General features: G+C 43.8%; 21 protein-coding genes. 10 read left to right on the forward strand and 11 right to left on the reverse strand.

What is annotated here, in order from left to right:
• Nucleotides 1–67: 67 nt before the first annotated feature.
• Nucleotides 68–1,354, reverse strand: a complete 1,287-nt coding sequence (gene brnQ / locus NI470_RS02360; RefSeq protein ID WP_191112122.1) for a branched-chain amino acid transport system II carrier protein — start codon at nucleotides 1,352–1,354, stop codon at nucleotides 68–70.
• A gap of 350 nt (nucleotides 1,355–1,704) precedes the next feature.
• Here brnQ and map point away from each other — a divergent pair, with 350 nt between their 5' ends.
• Nucleotides 1,705–2,499, forward strand: a complete 795-nt coding sequence (map, locus tag NI470_RS02365) for a type I methionyl aminopeptidase (RefSeq protein WP_253147502.1) — start codon at nucleotides 1,705–1,707, stop codon at nucleotides 2,497–2,499.
• 250 nt (nucleotides 2,500–2,749) lie between these two features.
• On the opposite strand, the gene NI470_RS02370 is transcribed toward map, so the two are convergent.
• From NI470_RS02370 to NI470_RS02385, 4 genes are all read right to left on the reverse strand, one after another.
• Complete coding sequence (locus NI470_RS02370; protein WP_004278733.1) at nucleotides 2,750–3,649, reverse strand: LysR substrate-binding domain-containing protein; 900 nt, start codon at nucleotides 3,647–3,649, stop codon at nucleotides 2,750–2,752.
• An 84-nt stretch (nucleotides 3,650–3,733) separates the two neighbouring features.
• A complete protein-coding gene (locus tag NI470_RS02375; protein WP_253147501.1) occupies nucleotides 3,734–4,438 on the reverse strand; it encodes an SIR2 family NAD-dependent protein deacylase in 705 nt (234 codons plus the stop codon).
• Nucleotides 4,439–4,457: 19 nt separating this feature from the next.
• Complete coding sequence (locus NI470_RS02380) at nucleotides 4,458–5,390, reverse strand: alpha/beta fold hydrolase (RefSeq protein WP_253147500.1); 933 nt, start codon at nucleotides 5,388–5,390, stop codon at nucleotides 4,458–4,460.
• 14 nt (nucleotides 5,391–5,404) lie between these two features.
• Complete coding sequence (locus NI470_RS02385) at nucleotides 5,405–5,953, reverse strand: PadR family transcriptional regulator (protein WP_253147499.1); 549 nt, start codon at nucleotides 5,951–5,953, stop codon at nucleotides 5,405–5,407.
• A gap of 166 nt (nucleotides 5,954–6,119) precedes the next feature.
• Here NI470_RS02385 and NI470_RS02390 point away from each other — a divergent pair, with 166 nt between their 5' ends.
• The 3 genes from NI470_RS02390 to NI470_RS02400 all read left to right on the forward strand — a co-directional run bounded on the left by NI470_RS02390 (nucleotide 6,120) and on the right by NI470_RS02400 (nucleotide 9,889).
• Nucleotides 6,120–8,144: an NADPH-dependent 2,4-dienoyl-CoA reductase gene (locus NI470_RS02390; RefSeq protein ID WP_216986111.1), complete on the forward strand. Its 2,025-nt coding sequence runs from the start codon at nucleotides 6,120–6,122 to the stop codon at nucleotides 8,142–8,144.
• 151 nt (nucleotides 8,145–8,295) lie between these two features.
• Complete coding sequence (locus tag NI470_RS02395; protein WP_253147498.1) at nucleotides 8,296–8,706, forward strand: nuclear transport factor 2 family protein; 411 nt, start codon at nucleotides 8,296–8,298, stop codon at nucleotides 8,704–8,706.
• A gap of 70 nt (nucleotides 8,707–8,776) precedes the next feature.
• Nucleotides 8,777–9,889, forward strand: a complete 1,113-nt coding sequence (locus tag NI470_RS02400; RefSeq protein ID WP_253147497.1) for a YheT family hydrolase — start codon at nucleotides 8,777–8,779, stop codon at nucleotides 9,887–9,889.
• Nucleotides 9,890–9,946: 57 nt separating this feature from the next.
• Here the strand turns inward: NI470_RS02400 and NI470_RS02405 are convergent, their stop codons facing one another.
• Nucleotides 9,947–10,366, reverse strand: coding sequence for a hypothetical protein (locus NI470_RS02405; protein ID WP_243475150.1), 420 nt, complete (start codon nucleotides 10,364–10,366; stop codon nucleotides 9,947–9,949).
• A 228-nt stretch (nucleotides 10,367–10,594) separates the two neighbouring features.
• On the opposite strand from NI470_RS02405, the gene NI470_RS02410 reads away from it, so the two are divergent.
• The 6 genes from NI470_RS02410 to rodA all read left to right on the forward strand — a co-directional run bounded on the left by NI470_RS02410 (nucleotide 10,595) and on the right by rodA (nucleotide 16,808).
• On the forward strand, nucleotides 10,595–12,235 hold the full coding sequence (locus NI470_RS02410; RefSeq protein ID WP_005100051.1) for a CTP synthase: 1,641 nt from the start codon (nucleotides 10,595–10,597) through the stop codon (nucleotides 12,233–12,235).
• A gap of 32 nt (nucleotides 12,236–12,267) precedes the next feature.
• Entirely contained in the window at nucleotides 12,268–13,125 is an 858-nt protein-coding gene (gene kdsA, locus NI470_RS02415) for a 3-deoxy-8-phosphooctulonate synthase (RefSeq protein WP_004278721.1), read from the forward strand.
• A 59-nt stretch (nucleotides 13,126–13,184) separates the two neighbouring features.
• Nucleotides 13,185–14,474, forward strand: coding sequence for a phosphopyruvate hydratase (gene eno, locus NI470_RS02420; protein WP_004278719.1), 1,290 nt, complete (start codon nucleotides 13,185–13,187; stop codon nucleotides 14,472–14,474).
• A gap of 7 nt (nucleotides 14,475–14,481) precedes the next feature.
• Entirely contained in the window at nucleotides 14,482–14,874 is a 393-nt protein-coding gene (locus tag NI470_RS02425; RefSeq protein ID WP_004645271.1) for a septum formation initiator family protein, read from the forward strand.
• The gene (gene ispD / locus NI470_RS02430; protein ID WP_253147496.1) at nucleotides 14,843–15,556 is read left to right on the forward strand and encodes a 2-C-methyl-D-erythritol 4-phosphate cytidylyltransferase; all 714 of its coding nucleotides are present in this window, start codon (nucleotides 14,843–14,845) and stop codon (nucleotides 15,554–15,556) included. Before NI470_RS02425 ends, ispD begins: the two co-directional genes overlap by 32 nt.
• Nucleotides 15,557–15,668: 112 nt before the next feature.
• The gene (gene rodA, locus NI470_RS02435; protein WP_004645269.1) at nucleotides 15,669–16,808 is read left to right on the forward strand and encodes a rod shape-determining protein RodA; all 1,140 of its coding nucleotides are present in this window, start codon (nucleotides 15,669–15,671) and stop codon (nucleotides 16,806–16,808) included.
• A 152-nt stretch (nucleotides 16,809–16,960) separates the two neighbouring features.
• Here rodA and NI470_RS02440 read toward each other — a convergent pair whose 3' ends face one another.
• From NI470_RS02440 to cydP, 5 genes are read right to left on the reverse strand one after another with little or no spacing between them, the layout of a single operon-like run.
• The gene (locus tag NI470_RS02440) at nucleotides 16,961–17,263 is read right to left on the reverse strand and encodes a cyd operon YbgE family protein (RefSeq protein WP_004278714.1); all 303 of its coding nucleotides are present in this window, start codon (nucleotides 17,261–17,263) and stop codon (nucleotides 16,961–16,963) included.
• Nucleotides 17,264–17,266: 3 nt separating this feature from the next.
• Nucleotides 17,267–17,368, reverse strand: coding sequence for a cytochrome bd-I oxidase subunit CydX (cydX, locus tag NI470_RS02445; RefSeq protein ID WP_004278713.1), 102 nt, complete (start codon nucleotides 17,366–17,368; stop codon nucleotides 17,267–17,269).
• A gap of 25 nt (nucleotides 17,369–17,393) precedes the next feature.
• Nucleotides 17,394–18,539 carry a cytochrome d ubiquinol oxidase subunit II gene (gene cydB, locus NI470_RS02450; protein ID WP_004731264.1) on the reverse strand — a complete coding sequence of 382 codons (1,146 nt, stop codon included), beginning with the start codon at nucleotides 18,537–18,539 and terminating at the stop codon, nucleotides 17,394–17,396.
• Nucleotides 18,536–20,122 carry a cytochrome ubiquinol oxidase subunit I gene (locus NI470_RS02455; RefSeq protein WP_005097088.1) on the reverse strand — a complete coding sequence of 529 codons (1,587 nt, stop codon included), beginning with the start codon at nucleotides 20,120–20,122 and terminating at the stop codon, nucleotides 18,536–18,538. Before NI470_RS02455 ends, cydB begins: the two co-directional genes overlap by 4 nt.
• Complete coding sequence (gene cydP / locus NI470_RS02460; protein ID WP_004278707.1) at nucleotides 20,122–20,313, reverse strand: cytochrome oxidase putative small subunit CydP; 192 nt, start codon at nucleotides 20,311–20,313, stop codon at nucleotides 20,122–20,124. Before cydP ends, NI470_RS02455 begins: the two co-directional genes overlap by 1 nt.
• Nucleotides 20,314–20,638: the final 325 nt, after the last annotated feature.

Raw genomic sequence — 20,638 nt, forward strand, 5'->3', positions numbered from 1 at the left:
ACAATTATTGATCACGCTCAAACCGGATTTTGGGTAAAAATACGATTTTTCAGACATCCTAGAAATTTTAGTTTCTAATACGGTCAATCACAGCTGTAATCAGCAATACAATCATGGACGGGATAAACCAGGCCAGATTCTGTTCTGATAGAGGTAAGTTTTGCAGTAATGCAGGCAATTCAAAACCAGCAACTTTTAATCCGTCAAAAATACCAAAGATCAAGGCTACCAGGGTCACTGGCGCAATCACATGAGATGGTTTCTTGAAGAAGCTTGCACAGAAGCTCAGCATAATGACGCTAATGGCAGGCGGATAAATCGCGCTCAAGACTGGAACCGAAACAGCAATCAGTTTGGTTAAACCCAGATTTGAAATCACCAGTGAGAAGCCCACCAGAATGAATACAAAAATCTTGTACGGAATCTTGGTCAAGCTGGAGAAATACTCAGCGCAGGCACAAGTCAGACCAATTGCAGTCACCATACAGGCAATAAAAATCATGCCAGACAGGAAGTAAGCACCCATATCGCCAAAAGCATGTTGTACATATGCATGCAGGATAATGGCACCATTGGCTGCATTTGGGGCAATCTCATGGCTACCCAGTCCAAGTTTAAACAGACTTAAATAAACCAGAGTTAAACCAATACCAGAGATAATGCCGGCATTGACCGCATATTTGGTTATCAGTTTTTTATCGGTTACGCCACGTGAAGTAATGGCTTTGACAATCACAATACCGAAAACTAAAGCGCCTAAAGTATCCATGGTTAAATAACCATTTACGAAGCCTTCAGTCACTGGACTGGTAACGTAATTATCGATCGCTGCAGGCGGATTGCTGGCAGGGATCATCACGGCTGCTACACCCAAAATTATCAAAGAAATAATTTTAAGTGGTGACAGGAAATAGCCGACGGTATCCAGAATCTTGTTGGGATATAAGGACACGATGGTCACCACAGCAAAATAGATGATGCTGTAAATGAGCAGGCTGCCAGATTCATTGCCAAAGTAAGATGAAAAACCAATTTCATAAGAAACGGTTGCGGTACGTGGCGTCGCAAATAAAGGACCAACAGCCAAGTAACATATCACGGTCAGTAAAATGCTGGCTGCTTTGCCAAGAGGCGAGCTTAGTGCCTGAATGGAGCCTTCAACGCGAGACAACGCAATAATGGTGATCACGGGTAAGCCGACTGCTGTAATAAGGAAACCTAAAGCAGCGAGCCATACGTGTTCACCGGCTTGTTGAGCCACAATCGGTGGGAAGATAATGTTGCCCGCACCAATAAACAGTGCAAAGGTCATAAAACCAAGGGCGACAATATCCCGGGTACGCAGACTTGTCATAAAGGGAGATCAATAGAACAAAAGAAAGCGATTTTAGTGTATATGTCCAATTTTTTGGAGTTTATTTTAAGGCTGGAAGCCTTGATTCTAGTGAGTTTGCAGATCACATAACCGCTCATTCAAGTCTTGGTAGAAATATATGTTTGATAATTCGCTGAAAAATATATTTTTCCTTATAAGCTCAAAAAATATCTGCACTTGATATCAAAATATGTCAGTTATTGTTTGTATAAATAAGCAGCAGTGAAAATTCCTATTTCAAGGAAAATTGTTGTGCTGAAACTCAACAACTGCGACATATTTCGCAAAAAAGGGATTATAATTCAGGGATTCATAGTGAGGATAGGTATATGCGCGCTCCAGCGATTAGTCTTAAAACTGAGCAAGATGTTGAAAAACTGCGGATATCTGGGCGTTTGGCTGCAGAGGTTTTAGCGATGATCGGGGAGCATGTCAAGCCAGGGGTCACGACTGAATATCTGGATGATCTCTGTCATGATTTTATTATAAATACATTAAAAGTGACGCCAGCCAATATTGGCTATTATGGCTATACCAAAACCACCTGTATTTCACCGAATGAAGTGGTTTGTCACGGCATTCCATCATCGAAAGTTGTTCTTCAGGATGGCGATATTATCAATATTGATGTTGCCATTATTAAAGACGGTTATTTCGGTGATACCAGCCGGATGTACTATGTCGGAACTCCATCTCCAGAAGCCAAGCGACTGGTCAATACCACCTATGAAGCTATGGTGGCCGGGATTCATGCAGTGAAGCCGGGCGCGACCCTGAGTGATATTGGTTATGCGATTCAAACGGTCGCACAGCGTGAAGGCTATTCCATCGTGCGCGAATATTGCGGTCATGGCATCGGCAAGGTCTATCACGAACAGCCAAACATTCTGCATTACGGACAGCCAGGACAGGGCATTAAACTGGTTCCGGGTATGGTGTTCACCATTGAGCCAATGGTGAATATGGGTAAAGCTCGCGTCAAAGAGCTGAAAGATGGCTGGACTGTGGTCACCACGGATAAATCCTGGTCTGCGCAATGGGAACATATGGTCTATGTGACTGAAACCGGGTTTGAAGTCTTGTCGCCTTGGCCTGAAGGTACAGGTGAGTATTCGGAAATTTAAAATATTGATTGAATGATCTTTATTCAGATAATCCACTTACATAAATTACAACTCACTCGTTCTTGCTGACGAAAACATACAAAACACTACATTAAACAGTGGTTTAGGATTTTATATCTGATTAAACTAAGAGTCAGATACATAGGTTCCCTTTTTTTCGCTTACTATGCTGTAGTGAAAGTTTCTCTAGCTCATTTTTCCCCAAGAATGAGCTATTTTTTTTGTCTAGTTTTTCTCAAAAGTACTTCATTTAGCGCCGATTTAATTCAGCGACCAGATAATCAATAAAGACCCTTACTGCAGGTAATAAGCCGCGACGTGAAGGATAAACCACATGGAAAATACCATGCGGTGCTTTCCAGTCAGGAAGCACTCGAACCAGTTCACCACTTGCCACGTACTGCTCGACCACGTTATCTGGCAACAAAGTGACGCCTGAGCCTGACGCGGCCAGTTGTGCCAGCATATTTAAGTCAGAACCCATAACCGTTGGACTGACACGAATTTTTTTTTGTTCCTGCTGTTCATTTTGTAAGGTTAGAAACTGTTCGGTATGGTCTTCGGCCATACTCAGGATTTTATGTTCAGCCAGTTGCTCTGGGTTTTTCAGTTCACCAAATTCATTTAAATAACCCTGACTGGCGAATAAATGCTGCTCAATTTTTTCAAACTGGCGGATCACCAGATTTGGGTCATCATCCAGGCTGGAACGGACACGTAAGGCCAGATCAAAGCCTTCATTGATAATATCGACCCGTCGATTGGTGATCATCATCTGGACTTTAATTTCGGGATATTTTTTCAGGAAATTTGGCAGAATTTTTGCCAGTTCATTCTGGGCAATAGAGACTGGCAGACTGACTTTAATGGTTCCACGCGGTTCGGTACTCAGATGATCCACCAAATCATGCGCTGCCTGTGCAGCACTCAGCATCACCTGTGCATGCCGATAAATATTCATGCCGATATCGGTCACGGCAAAATGACGCGAACTGCGCTGAATCAGACGTACACCCAGACGCTCTTCCAGATTAAACACCCGGCGGCTGAGTTTAGATTTGGGAATATCGGTTGCGCGTTCGGCCGCACTAAAGCCGCCATGTTCCACTACCTGCGCGAAACAGTAAAAGTCATCCAGATCAGACAGCATGGTTTAATTCCATTCTTGCAACGATAAGCTGATTAAAAATTGATTGTTGCATACTGTCAATCAGAGAATGCAGCGCATAAAGATTTAATTCCCGGATTTCAGTAAGCCTAGCAGTGTTTGCATGCCATCGGTCGCGTTTTGGGGGATTTTGTAAAACTGCCCAGGCAAATGCTGCTGCTCGGCTTTCGGGTCGATGTAATAGGCCGGACATTTCGCAGGAATCTCATGAATTAACCCGGCAACTGGATAAACTTGAAGGCTGGTGCCAATCACTACGAAAATATCGGCATCCTGTACACAGTCTTGAGCTTCTTCATACGCGGGTACGGCTTCGCCAAACCAGACCACATGAGGACGCAGCGGATAGCCTGCCTTACAAAAGTGTTGATTTAAATCTAATTCAGAGCCTTCAATTGGATAAAACTCGGTCGTGCTTTGTGCATCGGGGCCTGAGCTTTTGGCCAGGCGAATATTGCCATGTAAATGGATCACCTTGGAGCTGCCGGCACGTTCATGCAAGTCATCAATATTCTGGGTGATTACATGCACATCAAACTCATTTTCAAGATCCGCAATCACTTGGTGGGCAGCATTTGGCTGTGCTTCTAGAATATTTTTACGGCGGGCGTTATAAAAGCGTTGTACCAGTTGCGGATTTTTAGCCCAAGCCTCAGGTGTAGCCACTTCTTCTATACGATACTGTTCCCAAAGTCCATCACTGTCGCGAAAAGTATGAATGCCACTTTCGGCGCTCATGCCTGCACCGGAAAAGACCACCAGCTTTTTCATTGTTCTATCTCCTGAATCTTTAGGCAGCTGAAGTGCTAGATTGTGAATTTTCTTTTAAGAAGATGCCAAGTTCTCGGGTAAATTTTAAGGGTTCAGTCAGTAAAGGTGTATGGCCGGATTTTCTGAAAAGTATCTGTTTGGCCTGAGGCAGGCTTTCTGCAATCAGGCGCTGACCTTCAAAAGGATATAGCTTGGATTGTACGCCGCTAAAGAAAGTCACCGAACAGCTGAGCTGGGCCAATGCCTCTCGGTAATCCTCACGATGGTATAAATAATTGTTGATATACCACGCCATATAATCCACCCGGCTGGAAGGCATTAACAGACTTTGCAGGCGAGGTTGATTCAAAATGAATTCGAAAGCTTTCAGACTATATTTTTGTTGATTTTGTAGCTGAATAAACTTTAGCCATAGGGCGGCAATTTGTTTACGGACAGAAACGTCAAGATCACGGATCAATTCAACTTGCTGATATTGCGTAAGTAGGACAGAGAGCTGCTGCAGGATGTCGATAAATTCCTGATAACGTGGACCAAAAAGACCAAAATCCCAGGCATCATCGACCAGAATTTTGGGAGTCTGATCAATGTGCAAATAAGCAGAAATCTGACTGGCAAAGTTGTCATAATGCATGCCATGCATTGCGGTGGTTGCACCCATGGAATAGGCAATAACGATGACTTCATCTAATTTCAGTTGGGTCAGAACTGAACGCACATCTAGCCAGTGACTGGAAATTGCATCGAGATCTTGCGGAATTTTACAGGCACTGGAAGCACTAAAGCCGCGCCATTCCGGAATAATGAAATGGAAATTTTTCTGATGCGGATAGAGAAAGGCTTTCCATTGCCAGCTCAGCATGCCGAGTCCTGAGAGGACCAGTACGGGTTGTCCCTGACCGTATTCGCGTACAAACAGTTGTTCACCATCGGGCATGCGATAAAAGGGCATGTGTGTCTCCGTATTTATAATTGTTGTGCATCAAATTGTTTGAGTCGCGGAATGACCTGTTCCAGCCAGGAAATCCAGCCCAGTTCCTGATCAATTCCCAGTTGCAGAATCATTTTATGAATATATAAGGTACGGTCAGTTTTGTCCGCTTGAGCAAAGTCTTTGGCAAAAATCTGCTGATAGGTTTTCAGTTTTTCTTTATGCAGTTCTAGATGGCGTTCCAGCTCTGCCAAGGTGTTATTGCCACCAAGTTGGGCTTCGGCACGCAGACGTACCATTAGTTCTTCGCGCAGTTGTGCCGGTGGGCTTTGTTGTAGCATCCAGTTGGCCAGTTCTTCCCGGCCCAGACGTTTTACCTGATAAGTTTTTTTGCGGCTATTCGAGTCTTCCTCTTCTATCGTCGAAATCCAGCCTTTTTGCAGCATGGCATTCAGCTCGCGATAAATCTGCTGATGAGTGGCATTCCAGAAGAAGCCCATGGAACGGTCAAAACGGCGAGCCAGTTCGATTCCGGTGCTAGGTTTTTCAATCAGGCTGGTCAATAAAACATGCGCTAAAGACATAAACGTCTCAAAAAAGTGACTCGGGATTATTATGCAACATGTTGCATAAAAATCAATTCTGGCATATAAATTAGTGCAACAAGTTGCATTAAACTGGAAAGTTTGAGGGATCAAACTGCCAGTTGCTAAAACAATAGCCAGCCTAAACGCACGCTCAGGAGTTGAAATGTCTAAATATCCGAATTTACTTGCCCCATTGAACTTGGGTTTTACCACGCTTAAAAACCGCGTGTTAATGGGTTCCATGCACGTTGGTCTGGAAGAAGCACCCGGCGGATATGATCGGATGGCAGCTTTTTATGCAGAGCGTGCCAAAGGTGGAGTCGCTTTAATCGTCACCGGCGGGATTTCACCAAATGATCATGGCGTAACGTTTCATGGCGGTTCCAAACTTGACACCATTGAAGAAGCTGAAAAGCATAAGGTGATTACCCAGGCCGTACATGAAGCGGGCGGGAAAATTGCCATGCAGATTCTGCATACCGGACGTTATTCTTATCAGGCTGAAAATGTCGCGCCATCCCCAATTCAGGCACCGATCAATCCAGTCAAACCGCATGCTTTAACTTCGGCTGAGGTGCAGCAAACCATTGATGATTTTGCCAATTGTGCCAAGCTGGCTCAATACGCCGGTTATGACGGTGTAGAAATCATGGGCTCGGAAGGCTATCTGATTAACGAATTTATTGCAGCACGTACCAACCATCGTGATGATGAGTGGGGCGGAAGCTATGCAAACCGCATCCGTTTTCCGATTGAAATCGTACGCCGTACCCGTGAAATGGTTGGTGAGAACTTTATCATTATTTATCGCCTGTCTATGCTGGATCTGGTCGAAGGCGGTTCAACTCTGGAAGAAGTCATCCAGTTGGCCAAAGAAATTGAAAAAGCCGGTGCGACCATTATCAATACCGGCATTGGCTGGCATGAAGCCCGCATTCCGACCATTGCCACCAAAGTACCACGTGCAGCCTTTACTTGGGTGACGCGTAAACTGAAAGGTCAGGTGAAGATCCCTTTAATCACTTCAAACCGTATCAATACTCCAGAAATGGCTGAATATGTATTGGCATCTGGTGATGCTGATATGATTTCTATGGCTCGCCCAATGCTGGCTGATTCGGAGTTTGTCCTGAAAGCGGAGCAGGGTCGTAGCGATGAAATCAATACCTGTATCGGTTGTAATCAAGCCTGTCTGGATCATATTTTTTCAATGAAAATTGCCACCTGTCTGGTCAATCCACGTGCCTGCTATGAAACAGAACTAATTTTTAAAGAAACCAATGTGGCAAAAAATATTGCCGTGATTGGTGCGGGTCCTGCAGGTTTAAGCTTTGCTGTGTATGCTGCAAATCGTGGTCATCAGGTGACGGTATTTGAAGCCGCTGCTCAGATTGGTGGACAGTTTAATATTGCCAAGACTATTCCAGGCAAGGAAGAGTTTTATGAAACCTTGCGTTATTTCAAACGCCAGATTGAATTACAGCCACGTATCAAATTGCAACTGAATCATAAGGCGAGTCTGGAAGAGCTGGCTCAGTCAAACTTTGATGACATTGTGGTGGCAACAGGCGTGACACCGCGTCAGCTTGAGATTCCAGGCATTGATCATGCAAAAGTATTGTCTTATCTGGACGTTTTGAAAGAACGTAAGCCAGTGGGTCAGCGAGTTGCCATTATTGGTGCAGGTGGTATTGGCTTTGATACAGCCGAATTCCTGAGCCATGAAGGGGAAAGTGGCAGTATCAATCCGGAAAAATTCTATGATGAATGGGGTATTGATACTGACTATGAAAATGTCGGTGGCTTAAAAGCTGCAAATGTAGAAAAACCGCAACGTGAAATTTATTTATTGCAACGTAAAGCCGCTTCAGTCGGCGCGAGTCTGGGTAAAACCACAGGCTGGATTCATCGTACCGGTTTAAAACACCGTGACGTAAAAATGATTGCGGGCGCCAATTATGAAAAAATTGATGATCAGGGCTTACATATAGTCGTGAACGACAAGCCTGCTGTGTTGGAAGTCGATCACGTCATTATCTGTGCCGGTCAGGAGTCTTATACCGCCATGTTTGATGAGCTAAAAGCGGCTGGTAAAAATGTGCATCTGATTGGTGGAGCGAAAGAAGCGGGTGAGCTGGATGCCAAACGTGCCATCCGTCAAGGTGCTGAATTGGCGGCGGTGATCTGAAAATATTAAAACCTGCTTTTTTTCCCTCTCCTTTATTAAAGGAGAGGGTTAGGGAGAGGATTTGTAAGAAAGAATCCCCCTTGCGAAGCAGTACTTCTCACCTTTAAAAAGGGATGAGTATTTTAATACTAAAACAAAAAAGGAATCCAAAATGACCATCGAAAATACCAGAAAATCCATTGTACGCTGGCATGAAATGCTAGAAACCCGTGATATATCGATCTTGAATGAACTACTTGCTGAAGAAGTGGTATTTCGTTCACCCGTAGCGTTTCAGCCTTATCCTGGAAAACAGATGGTATTTTTTATTTTGACCAATGTCATTCAAGTCTTTGAAAACTTCACTTATCACCGTGAATTTATAAGTGAAGATGGTAACAATGTCGTACTTGAGTTTTCTGCCAATGTGGGCGATAAAAAACTAAAGGGAGTTGACATGATTCAGTTTAATGAAGAGGGTCAGATGATTGATTTTGAAGTCATGATCCGACCTAAGTCCGGACTTGAAGCCTTGGCTGTACAGATGGGCCAGCGGATCCAATCATTCCAAGCTAAAACTTAATTCGAACTATTGATTCAAGTCGGCATGAAATTTGTAAATCACAGCTAGTACAACTAGAGGGGGATGACAGATGAAAATGTTGCTTAAAAAATTGGGTCAGCTTTCCAGTGAGTATCTGGATCGTTTCAGTGGAGCAGACGAGCCGACCCTGTATTACAATCCGAATGGTGTATTTTCAGGACTCATTGAGCGCTTACCGCAGCTGCAACAAAAATATCGTCCTACACCTTGGTTAGCCAATGCACACGCACATATTCTGTATTTCGATTTAATTAAAAAACGCACCATTAAACTGAAATATGATGCGCTTGAACAGCTGAAAATGTCAGATGGCGGCATTACCGGTATTGCCTGGTATGGACTGGATCTTCCGGCAAATACGCCAACGATTGTCTTACTCCATACCATTACCGGTTCTCCTGAATCGATGCGTGAACTGGTTCGTGATCTGCATAAACATACCGGTTGGCGTGTGGCATTGTGTTTACGCCGTGGTCACGCAGACTTACCCATGCCTGTGCCTAAAATGAACCTGTTTGGTTCAACTCAGGATTTGCGTGAACAACTCTTGTATATACAGGACAGATTTCCTCAGTCCGATCTCTATGGGGTTGGCTCTTCTGCGGGTACGGGATTGTTAGTGCGTTATCTGGGCGAAGAGGGTGAACAAACCCCATTAAAAGCAGCTTTTGCTTTATGTCCTGGCTATAACACTGAAACTGGTTTTGCCAATGTGCATCCGTTTTACAGTAAAGTTATGGCCAAAAAACTGATTAAGAGCTTTATTCATCCTTATCAGGAAACCTGGCAGGTCTGCCCAAGCTGGAAACAGTTATTAGAAGTTAAAGATCTGTCCGAATTTGAAAAACTCTATTTTGAACTGGCTGGATTTACGGATTATGCAAGTTATACTCAAGCAACCAATCCGATTTATGTGTTTGAAAGTGTCAAAATTCCGCTGATGATTTTAAATGCGGAGGATGATCCAGTGTGTCACATCCGAAATTTAGAGCCCTATAAAGAAAAAATTCGGGCGATGTCCAATATTATGGTGATTACCACCAAAAAAGGCAGTCATTGCGGCTTTTATCAGGGCTTGATGCAAACCGAATCTTGGGCTACCCGACTAATGGCAGACTATTTGATTCACTTATCTCGTGCACCGGCAACAGTATCTGCTTAAAAAGTTCCAATAAAAAACCCAGCATCTGCTGGGTTTTTTTGATGAATGATCCTGTAATCAGTCAAGTGCTGGCATCGCTGCGGCAATCGCGTCAGCAACCGCATCATCTTCAGACTTGTTTTCTGGATTTGAATTGGTTTTAGGGGTGGTCTCAGCAGGCTTTGACGCAGGTTCTTCGCGGGTTTCAGGCACTGGTGCCGGCTCAGTTGTTTCTGGCTTTTTGATTTCACGACGGATTTCGGTCGTGGTGTTTTCAGTTTGCTCACGTTGAATTTCAACCGTTGGCGCTACTTCCTCTTCAATTACCATTGGCTCTACAGGTTCAAGCGGTTCAAATTGCGTTGGTTCTGGAGTCGAGATTTCAGATGCTGGAGTAACTTCTACTTGCTCTTCTTCTTTTGGTGCTTCTTTTTTTACACACGCAGTTAATGTCAGGCCAGTCAGGATTAGGGTGGAGATTAAAAGTTTCTTCATCATCATTGCATCAAACATAAAAGTGTGGAGGGGATACACTATTATAGCAGCAAAATGCAAGATAGAAATCATATGAACTTACTGTAATTTTTTATAGGAATTGCTGTTAGAATAGTCAATTGTTTATTGTTCTTTGAATTGATGCGGATTGACTTTGCTTTCTAGGTACAAGGTAAAGTAAAATTGCGCAACATTGCAGGCCGATTTAGGCTCGATTGTACGAGAAACCCAATGACCCATTTTATTTTCGTTACTGGTGGTGTAGTTTCATCACTAGGTAAAGGTATTTCAGCTGCTTCTGTTGCTGCACTTTTAGAAGCTCGTGGTTTAAAAGTGACCATGGTAAAAATGGATCCATACATTAATGTCGATCCAGGGACAATGAGCCCATTCCAGCATGGTGAAGTTTTTGTTACAGAAGATGGTGCTGAAACAGACTTAGACTTGGGTTACTACGAACGTTTCTTGCGTCGTGCGAAAATGACCAAACTGAATAACTTCACATCAGGCCGTGTTTACCAGGATGTTCTAAACAAAGAACGCCGTGGTGACTACCTGGGTGGTACTGTGCAAGTTATTCCACACATTACTGACAATATCAAAGAGCGTGTACTTCGTGCAGGCGAAGGTTATGACGTTGCGATCGTAGAGATCGGCGGTACTGTAGGTGACATTGAATCTCTCCCATTCATGGAATCTGTACGTCAGTTAATGGTTGAACTTGGTCATAAACGTACCATGTTAATGCACTTAACGTTACTCCCATACATTAAGTCTGCAGCAGAATTAAAAACCAAACCAACACAGCACTCTGTTAAAGAACTCCTGTCGATTGGTATTCAGCCAGACATTCTCATCTGCCGTACAGAATACGATGTAGATGCCGATACGACGCGTAAGATTGCATTATTTACCAACGTTGAAGCACGTGCCGTTGTGGTATGTAAAGACGCGCGTTCGATCTACCAGATTCCACGTACATTCTACGAACAAAATGTTGATGATTTAATCTGTGAACGTTTTGGCTATAACGATCTTCCTGAAGCTGACTTAACAGATTGGGATAACGTTGTAGAAGCACTGCTGAACCCTGAATACACCGTACGTGTTGCAATGGTTGGTAAATACGTTGAACTTCCAGATGCATACAAGTCTGTCAACGAAGCACTTCTACATGCGGGTATTCAAAACCGTGTGAAAGTTCAGATTGACTACGTAAACGCTGAAGAGCTTGAAAGCCAAGATGTAGCAGAAGTATTGAAAGATGCTGATGCGATTCTGGTTCCTGGCGGTTTTGGTGAGCGCGGTACTGAAGGCAAAATGAAGGCGATTCAGTTCGCACGTGAGAACGGTGTGCCGTTCCTCGGTATTTGCTTGGGTATGCAGTTGGCTGTGATCGAATACGCACGTAATGTTGCTGGTATTGCAGACGCGACCTCGACTGAATTTAACCGTTCAACCAAATCTCCATTGATTGGTTTAATTACTGAATGGTTAGATGAGCGTGGTGAAGTTCAGCAACGTTCTGCTGATTCTGATCTGGGTGGCACGATGCGTTTAGGCGCGCAAAAATCTGAACTGGTTGCAGGGACTAAAACTGCAGAAGTTTATGGTTCTGAAGAAATCATCGAGCGTCACCGTCACCGTTACGAGATGAACAACCGTTATATCCCAGTGCTGGAAGAAAAAGGCATGAAGATTTCTGGTTATTCTCCGGTACAGCATCTGGTAGAAACTGTTGAAATTCCTGCACATCCTTGGTTTATTGCAGTACAATTCCACCCGGAATTTACCAGCTCGCCACGTGATGGTCACCCATTATTTGCCGGTTTCATTGATGCTGCGAAAAAGCAGTACCAAAAAACCAAATAATCGGTGCGTAGGACACAACTAGGGAAGTTTAAATGTCGCAATTAAAACCACAAGAAATTGTACGTTTGGGCGATATACAAATGGCAAATCATTTGCCATTTGTATTATTCGGCGGAATGAATGTACTTGAATCTAAAGACCTGGCTTTTGAAATCGCAGAGACTTATGTCGATATCTGCACACGTTTGGGCATTCCTTATGTGTTCAAAGCCAGCTTTGATAAAGCCAACCGTTCAAGCCTGAACTCTTTCCGTGGGCCTGGCCTGGAAAAAGGTCTCGAGTGGTTAGCTGACATTAAAAAACACTTTAATGTACCGATCATCACCGATGTGCATGAGCCGTACCAAGCGGCTCCTGTTGCAGAAGTGGCAGACATTATTCAATTGCCAGCTTTCTTAAGCCGTCAGACGGATCTTGTGGAAGCAATGGCAAAAACGGATGCCATCATCAATATCAAAAAAGCCCAGTTCCTGGCTCCACACGAAATGCGTCATATTTTGCATAAGTGTCTGGAAGCCGGAAATGACAAGCTGATCATTTGTGAACGCGGTTCGGCATTTGGCTATAACAATCTGGTTGTAGACATGCTGGGCTTCGACATCATGAAAGAAATGAATGTCCCGGTTTTCTTTGATGTGACCCATGCCTTACAAACCCCAGGCGGCCGTGCAGATTCTGCCGGTGGTCGTCGTGCGCAAATTACAACGCTTGCACGTGCGGGTATGGCAACGGGTCTTGCAGGCTTGTTCCTGGAAGCACATCCAGATCCGGAAAAAGCCAAGTGTGATGGTCCATGTGCGCTGCGCATGTCTCAGCTTGAGCCGTTCCTGGCACAGCTAAAAGAATTGGATACCTTGGTTAAAGGTTTCGAAAAGTTAGATACACACTGAGTTTATCACTCTTGCGCTGCCGTATAGGCAGCTCATATTAATCAACTGAGGAATAGTTCATGAGCCAAATCGTTGACATTCGTGCACGTGAAATTTTGGACTCTCGTGGTAACCCTACCATCGAAGCAGACGTAATCTTAGCATCTGGCGTAGTTGGCCGTGCATGTGCACCATCTGGTGCTTCAACTGGTTCTCGTGAAGCTTTAGAACTTCGTGATGGCGATAAAGCGCGTTACTTAGGTAAAGGCGTTAAAACTGCGGTAAATAACGTCAATACGTTAATCCGTGACGCTTTGGTCGGTAAATCAGTATTCGAACAAAAAGACATCGATAACACGATGATCGCGCTTGACGGTACTGAAAACAAAGAAAAATTAGGTGCAAACGCAACTTTGGCAGTGTCTTTGGCTGCTGCGCGCGCTGCTGCTGAAGAAAAGAAAATTCCTCTTTTCCAATACATCGCAGATCTTCGCGGTCAAACGATTCTAACCATGCCTGTACCAATGATGAACATCATCAATGGTGGTTCACATGCAGACAACAACGTCGATATTCAAGAATTTATGATTGAGCCAGTAGGCTTCACTTCATTCTCTGAAGCGCTACGTGCCGGTGCTGAAATCTTCCATTCACTTAAATCAGTTTTAAACAAAAAAGGTTTAAACACTGCGGTAGGTGATGAAGGTGGTTTTGCGCCGAACTTACGTTCAAACGAAGAAGCAATCACAGTTATTCTTGAAGCAATTGGTCAAACTGGCTACAAAGCAGGTTCTGACATCATGCTTGCGCTTGACTGTGCATCTTCAGAATTCTACAAAAATGGTCAGTACATTCTTGCTGGCGAAGGCAACAAAGCGTTCACAAGCAACCAGTTCTCTGACTATTTGGCAGGTCTTGTAAACCAGTACCCAATTATCTCGATCGAAGATGGTCTGGACGAATCTGACTGGGAAGGCTGGTCTTACCTGACTTCTATTCTTGGTGACAAGATCCAGTTGGTAGGTGATGACTTGTTCGTAACGAATCCGAAAATCCTGCAGCGTGGTATCAACGAAAAAGTGGGTAACTCTATTCTGATTAAATACAACCAGATCGGTACCTTGACTGAAACTTTAGATGCCATTTACCTTGCGAAAGAAAATGGTTACTCTACGGTAATTTCACACCGTTCAGGCGAAACTGAAGATTCAACGATTGCTGATCTTGCAGTAGGTACAGCAGCGGGTCAAATCAAGACGGGTTCACTTTGCCGTTCTGACCGTGTAGCGAAATATAATCAATTACTTCGTATTGAAGAATTGACTAATGCTGCATATCGCGGTAAAGCTGAGTTCAAAGGTTTGAACTAAGCGACTTATGTCAATGTTAAATGTATTCGACTCGACTGCGAGTAAAGTACTGTTGGGCCTTGCGATCATTTTGATCGCAGGGTTTCAATATTTATACTGGTTTGGTGAAGGTGGTTATCATGATCATCAGCAACTGACCCAGAAAATCCAACAACAAATGGAATTGAATGATGAGCTAAAAGAGCGTAATCGCGTTCTGGCAGCAGAAGTTTATGATTTGAAGAATGGTATTGAAGCCATCGAAGAACATGCGCGTTTAGATCTTGGTCTGATTAAGCCACGCGAAACTTTTATTCAAATGAGCACGATCAGTACTCAATATAAACCGATCTATCTTAATCCTAATTCTAAAGTAGACCTGCGAACCAATGAGTCAGCTGAAGCACCAACCACACCTTAAACTTTGGGTCATTCTTCCAGCTGCAGGTTCCGGTAGCCGTTTCTCTAAAATAGAACTGAAACAATATCAGATGATTCAAGAGCGAACTGTTCTTGAACATACGGTGGCTCGTCTGAATCAACTGCCTTTGATGGGTTATGTCCTGGCGATTGGTGCACAGGACAACGTGGCAAAAACATTGCCATTTTCCAGTCTGGAGAAAGCCCATTTTTGTTTGGGTGGTGCCGAGCGGGTGAATTCCGTGTTAAATGCACTGAACTATTTATCTCAAATCGCTTCTGAAAATGATTGGGTGCTGGTACATGATGCGGCGCGTCCCTGTGTCAGTCTGGATTGTCTGCAACAACTGGTCAATACGGCGATTACAAATGATCAGGCTGCGATTCTGGCCATCCCGGTGCGAGATACACTTAAGCGTGTAGTAACCAATTTTGATATCGAGAAAACAGTGGATCGCTCGATGCTCTGGCAGGCACAAACACCACAAATGGCCAAGCTAGGTGTGTTGAAACGGGCGATTGAGCAGGCTTTGCAAGATGGTGCTACGATTACTGATGAAGCCAGTGCGCTGGAACATATCGGCGAACAGGTGAGTGTAGTACAAGGGCGTTCCGATAATATTAAAATTACCTATCCGGACGATCTGGAACTGGCCAAGCTGATTTTACAGGCTCAGGCTTAAAAATATATTCAAATAATATTTAAATAAAAGCAGAATAAATCTGGCTATAGCGATCTATTCGCTAGAGCTTTCACTTATAATTTTGCCATCATTCTTTTTCACCTTTTGGCCAATGATACCTTCACAGCAGTATCGGTTTTTACGTCACTCTTTGCGTGATGGACGTAGTATTAACCCGCAAGATTCATCTCGATGGACCAAGTTGCACCTTGATCCCTGGTTATTGTGCTTTCTAGTTCTCAATGCAATCCTGGGTTTAATGGTGGTGTATAGCGCGACATCCGAAGACTCTGGCATGGTGGTGCGTCAGGCGATCAGTTTTGGAATTGGTTTTGTGCTGCTGTTTATCTGTGCGCAGATTCCACCGAAAGTCTATCAGGCGATTAGTCCATACCTGTATGCCTTCGGGATCTTCATGCTGCTTCTGGTCTTTGTGATTGGTGAAAAACGTTTGGGTGCAACCCGCTGGATTACCTTGCCAGGGGTGGGAAGCATGCAACCGAGTGAGGTGATGAAATTTGCCATGCCTTTGATGATGGCATGGTATTTTGCACGTAAGCCGTTTCCTCCCAAATTTTTGCATATTGTCGGGGCTTTGATTTTATTGGGCGTACCATTTGTTTTGGTGGCACTTCAGCCTGACTTGAACATTGGCTTGGTAATTCCTGGTATTTTTGTTCTATTTTTAAGTGGGATGTCGTGGCGTCTGATTGGTGGCGCAGCAGCGGCGGTAGCTGTGGCAGCTCCGGCTGCATGGATGTTCGTGCTACAAGAGTATCAAAAAAAACGTATTACCACGTTATTTGATCCGGAATCGGATGCCTTGGGTGCAGGCTGGAATATCATCCAGTCCAAAATTGCGATTGGTTCAGGTGGTTCCACGGGCAAAGGCTATACCGAAGGTACCCAATCACATTTAGGTTATCTGCCTGAACATCATACTGACTTTATTATGTCGACTTATGCCGAAGAATTCGGTTTTATCGGCGTTTTCCTGCTGTTTAGTTTATTCACTGCCATTATTATTCGCTGTCTGATGATTGGTTTAAACAGCTTTCATAACTTTGGCCGTTTATATGCTGGAGCCATGGGACTGACTTTCTTCTTCTTTGTATTTTTAAACTCAGGCATGGTGAGCGGGATTTTACCTGTAACTGGAGATCCATTACCGCTCATGAGTTATGGTGGAACGGCAGTGATTTCCATGCTGGCCGGGATGGGCATTGTGATGTCGATTCATACTCATCGATAAGTCATTCTAAAAGTCGGACTGGTTCCGGCTTTTTATATACTTAAAATAAGTTGTTTTAAAAATCCTGTTTTGGCCAGAAGAAAAAAGAAGAATATTTTAGAATTCGTATGAAATTAAAAAGCCCTCAAATGAGGGCTTTTTAATTTCATACTTTAACTGAGAAACCAGGTGTAATAACCCCAGATCATTAAAGGCCATGCTAGGAAAGGGCTAAACAACCATTTCCAGAACCAGTGGCGCGGCATAAAGCCAACACCATGGACAAAGCCTCCAGAAATACCAATCATGATATACATCATGGCACTATGGCTATATTCACCGTTGGCATCCAGCATTGCAGAAGGATGAACCAATAACACTGCTGCGAGAGGAAAAGCCAGGAGGCAGGAAATCATCATCGCAAATTTGTTTGGTTTCTTGTCTACAACGGTTTTCTCAAGCGCAGCTTCTGTCATGTTTTATTCCTCATCCAGGTCTTGGTGTTGTTCCATGTAAATGGCAGCAATCACACTGGCAAAACATGCCATCAGTACACCCAGAATCCAGGCAAAATACCACATAGTTGTCTCTCCTTAAGACATAGCCTTAGTACAGGCTATGTGAATTATCTTCAATGTGTTTGTTGGTAATCACGCCCCACATCTTGTAATAACACCAAGTGGTATAGATCAGGATCAGTGGAACAAAGATACAGGCAGCAACGGTCATGACCGTTAAAGTATTTTTACTAGATACCGCATCCCACATAGTCAGACTTGCAACCGGGTTAATGCTTGAAGGCATCAGGAAAGGGAATAGGGCAAAACCAGCAGTTAGAATTGCACCGATGACAGCCAGAGATGAACCCAGGAAGCTCAGGCCTGCTTTGTTTTTACCTGCTGCCAAGACAATGATCAAGCCACCCAAAATGCCGGCAATAGGCGCTGCCATCGTGATTGGATAAGTCGAATAGTTGTTCATCCAGCCTGGATTAGCATTGGTCAATACTTCTTTTGCAAGCGGATTGGCAACACCATTGGTATCAAAAGGTGTAACCAAGGTATAGCCTTGAATACCACCAAAATACAACCATGCACCGGCTGCCAGGAAAGTTGCCAAATACACCAGACCCATGATTTGCGTTGCTTTGGCAGAACGCTGACGTAGGTCACCATCTGTGCGTAACATCAGCCATGCACCACCATGTGCACACAGCATCGATAAACTGACCAGACCACAGACAATTGCAAACGGATTCAGCAGGGCAAAGAAGCTACCTGTATAAGTAGAACGTACAGTTTCATCTAAAGTAAATGGTACACCCAGGAACATGTTGCCGAAAGCTACACCAAAGACCAATGCAGGAACTGCACCACCAATGGCTAGACCCCAGTCCCATGAATTGCGCCATTTGGTATTTTCCAGCTTTGAGCGATAGTCAAAGCCGACCGGACGCAGAAACAGGGCAAACAGGACTAGTAGCAGGGCCCAGTACATGCCAGAGAAGGCAGTTGCATAGACCATTGGCCAGGCAGCGAATAACGCACCGCCGGCAGTAATAAACCAGACCTGATTACCGTCCCAGTGCGGCGCAATGGTATTGATCGCTGCACGGCGCTCGCTATCATTTTTGCCCACAAATGGCATGATCGCCATGGAGCCCATATCGAAGCCATCGGTGAGGGCAAAGCCAATCAGCAATACGCCGACCAGCACCCACCAAATGATTTTTAATAATTCATATTCGATCATGCGTGAGTCTCCTCATTTGCCTTCTCTGCAGCTGCAAGCTTTTCAAAATGGTATTTACCGGTATGCAGTGAGCTTGGGCCAAGACGTGAGAACTTGATCATCAGATACATCTCGATAATCAGTAACACGGTATAGAATGCTGCCAATGCAAGGATTGAACCCCAGACATCACCTGTACTTAAGCTTGATGCTGAAAGATGCGTCGGTAATACCTCACCAATGGTCCAAGGTTGACGACCTACTTCTGCCACATACCAGCCAGTTTGCGCAGCAACCCAAGGCAGAGGAAGTGCAAATAATGCAAATTTCAATAACCATGGTTTGTTTTCAGCATTACGTTTTGCTACCGCAAAAGTTGCCAGTGCAAATAGAAGTAGCATCAAGAAGCCAGAAGCAACCATGGCACGGAAGGCCCAGAACAGACTTGGTACGTGTGGAATGGTATCTTTAGCAGCTGCTTTGATTTGCTCTTCAGAGGCATCAACGACATTTGGCGTGTATTTCTTCAGCAGCAGACCGTAACCGAGGTCTTTTTGGCTTTCTTCAAAAGCGGTTTTCAGTTCTGGAGACTGATCACCAGCACGTAATTTTTCCAGTTGCGAATAGGCCACCATACCATTACGGATACGCGCTTCATGCTGAACCAGCAGGTCCTTAATACCTGTAACTTGTTCAGTCGTAGAACGTGTAGCAATCAGACCCATTACATAAGGAATTTTCACTGCATAATCTGTAGTCATGGTTTCCTTATTCGGAATACCGAACAAAGTAAATGGTGCAGGTGCAGGGTGAGTATCCCATTCTGCTTCAATCGCTGCCAGTTTGGTTTTCTGTACATCGCCCAGCTCATAACCTGATTCATCACCCAGTAAAATCACCGAAAGTGTAGAAGCAAGCCCGAAGATGGCTGCAATGGCAAAAGAACGGCGTGCAAAAGGCAGGTCACGTTTTTTCAGCATGTAGTAACTTGAAATAGCCAGGACGAAGATGGCGCCTGTGACATAACCGGCAGACACTGTATGCACAAATTTAACCTGAGCGACCGGGTTAAAGATCAATGCAGCAAAGTCCACCATTTCCATACGCATGGTTTCATAGTTAAATGCCGAACCGACCGGGTTTTGCATCCAGCCATTGGCGACCAGAATCCAGAGTGCGGACATGTTTGAACCCAAAGCCACCAGCCAGGTTACGGCCAGATGTTGTACTTTGGACAGGCGATCCCAGCCAAAGAAGAACAAGCCAATAAACGTCGATTCAAGGAAGAAGGCCATCAAACCTTCAATCGCCAGCGGTGCACCGAAAATATCACCGACATAATGCGAGTAATAAGCCCAGTTGGTTCCGAACTGGAACTCCATGGTCAGGCCGGTGGTTACCCCTAAGGCAAAGTTAATACCAAACAGTTTTCCCCAGAACTTGGTCATGTCTTTATAGATTTCTTTGCCGGAAATCACATAGGTGGTTTCCATAATGGCAAGCAGAAATGCCAGACCTAGCGTCAGTGGAACAAAAATAAAGTGATACATCGCGGTCATGGCGAACTGGAACCGCGAGAGATCGACCACGCTTTCAGAAATCATCAACGTGTCTCCTGGATTTGGGAAGGATTGCCGGCGATACGCTCGGCGACTTGGTTATCAAAATTTTTAGGAATCGTAGGCGCATCAAACCAGATGTTTTTAATTACCATCAGTAAAATAACCTTGATAATTAAAATGGCGGTTATTTCTCTAACCACTCTCTGGTTTAGATTTTTGGGAACTAAGCTCATTCGACTAAGCCTGTTATATGACTTGTTGTATATTATTAATCTATTGTAACTAAAAAATAAATAGACGATACAGTTTAAATAAATATATATTTATAAGTATTTGAAAATAATAGATATATATTTATATGAGTTAAAATTTATTATAAATATTTTTTATTATTTTATGTAATTTTATTGGTTTTTAAATCCGACTAAAATGCTTATATTTATATATTAGAATGTAGATTATTTTAGTTGGATTAATATTTTTTAATCTGATTAAAATGCTTGGTTTTAAAATAAAGAATAAAATTAATCAAACTAAATTGGTTGGTTCTATAAGGGT

Origin of the sequence: Acinetobacter lwoffii, assembly GCF_024129115.1 — a bacterium.
Classification (GTDB): Bacteria; Pseudomonadota; Gammaproteobacteria; order Pseudomonadales; family Moraxellaceae; genus Acinetobacter; species Acinetobacter lwoffii_T.

Bases quoted from the DNA above. Each gene is read 5' to 3' on its own strand.
- NI470_RS02400 (WP_253147497.1), top strand. From the start codon at position 8,777: ATGAAAATGTTGCTTAAAAAATTGGGTCAGCTTTCCAGTGAGTATCTG.
- brnQ (WP_191112122.1), bottom strand. From the start codon at position 1,354: ATGACAAGTCTGCGTACCCGGGATATTGTCGCCCTTGGTTTTATGACC.
- NI470_RS02385 (WP_253147499.1), bottom strand. From the start codon at position 5,953: ATGTCTTTAGCGCATGTTTTATTGACCAGCCTGATTGAAAAACCTAGC.
- NI470_RS02370 (WP_004278733.1), bottom strand. From the start codon at position 3,649: ATGCTGTCTGATCTGGATGACTTTTACTGTTTCGCGCAGGTAGTGGAA.
- NI470_RS02425 (WP_004645271.1), top strand. From the start codon at position 14,482: ATGTCAATGTTAAATGTATTCGACTCGACTGCGAGTAAAGTACTGTTG.
- NI470_RS02380 (WP_253147500.1), bottom strand. From the start codon at position 5,390: ATGCCCTTTTATCGCATGCCCGATGGTGAACAACTGTTTGTACGCGAA.
- NI470_RS02455 (WP_005097088.1), bottom strand. From the start codon at position 20,122: ATGATTTCTGAAAGCGTGGTCGATCTCTCGCGGTTCCAGTTCGCCATG.
- NI470_RS02405 (WP_243475150.1), bottom strand. From the start codon at position 10,366: ATGATGAAGAAACTTTTAATCTCCACCCTAATCCTGACTGGCCTGACA.
- eno (WP_004278719.1), top strand. From the start codon at position 13,185: ATGAGCCAAATCGTTGACATTCGTGCACGTGAAATTTTGGACTCTCGT.
- NI470_RS02375 (WP_253147501.1), bottom strand. From the start codon at position 4,438: ATGAAAAAGCTGGTGGTCTTTTCCGGTGCAGGCATGAGCGCCGAAAGT.
- NI470_RS02395 (WP_253147498.1), top strand. From the start codon at position 8,296: ATGACCATCGAAAATACCAGAAAATCCATTGTACGCTGGCATGAAATG.
- NI470_RS02410 (WP_005100051.1), top strand. From the start codon at position 10,595: ATGACCCATTTTATTTTCGTTACTGGTGGTGTAGTTTCATCACTAGGT.
- ispD (WP_253147496.1), top strand. From the start codon at position 14,843: ATGAGTCAGCTGAAGCACCAACCACACCTTAAACTTTGGGTCATTCTT.
- kdsA (WP_004278721.1), top strand. From the start codon at position 12,268: ATGTCGCAATTAAAACCACAAGAAATTGTACGTTTGGGCGATATACAA.
- cydP (WP_004278707.1), bottom strand. From the start codon at position 20,313: ATGAGCTTAGTTCCCAAAAATCTAAACCAGAGAGTGGTTAGAGAAATA.
- rodA (WP_004645269.1), top strand. From the start codon at position 15,669: ATGATACCTTCACAGCAGTATCGGTTTTTACGTCACTCTTTGCGTGAT.
- NI470_RS02440 (WP_004278714.1), bottom strand. From the start codon at position 17,263: ATGACAGAAGCTGCGCTTGAGAAAACCGTTGTAGACAAGAAACCAAAC.
- cydB (WP_004731264.1), bottom strand. From the start codon at position 18,539: ATGATCGAATATGAATTATTAAAAATCATTTGGTGGGTGCTGGTCGGC.
- NI470_RS02390 (WP_216986111.1), top strand. From the start codon at position 6,120: ATGTCTAAATATCCGAATTTACTTGCCCCATTGAACTTGGGTTTTACC.
- map (WP_253147502.1), top strand. From the start codon at position 1,705: ATGCGCGCTCCAGCGATTAGTCTTAAAACTGAGCAAGATGTTGAAAAA.
- cydX (WP_004278713.1), bottom strand. From the start codon at position 17,368: ATGTGGTATTTTGCCTGGATTCTGGGTGTACTGATGGCATGTTTTGCC.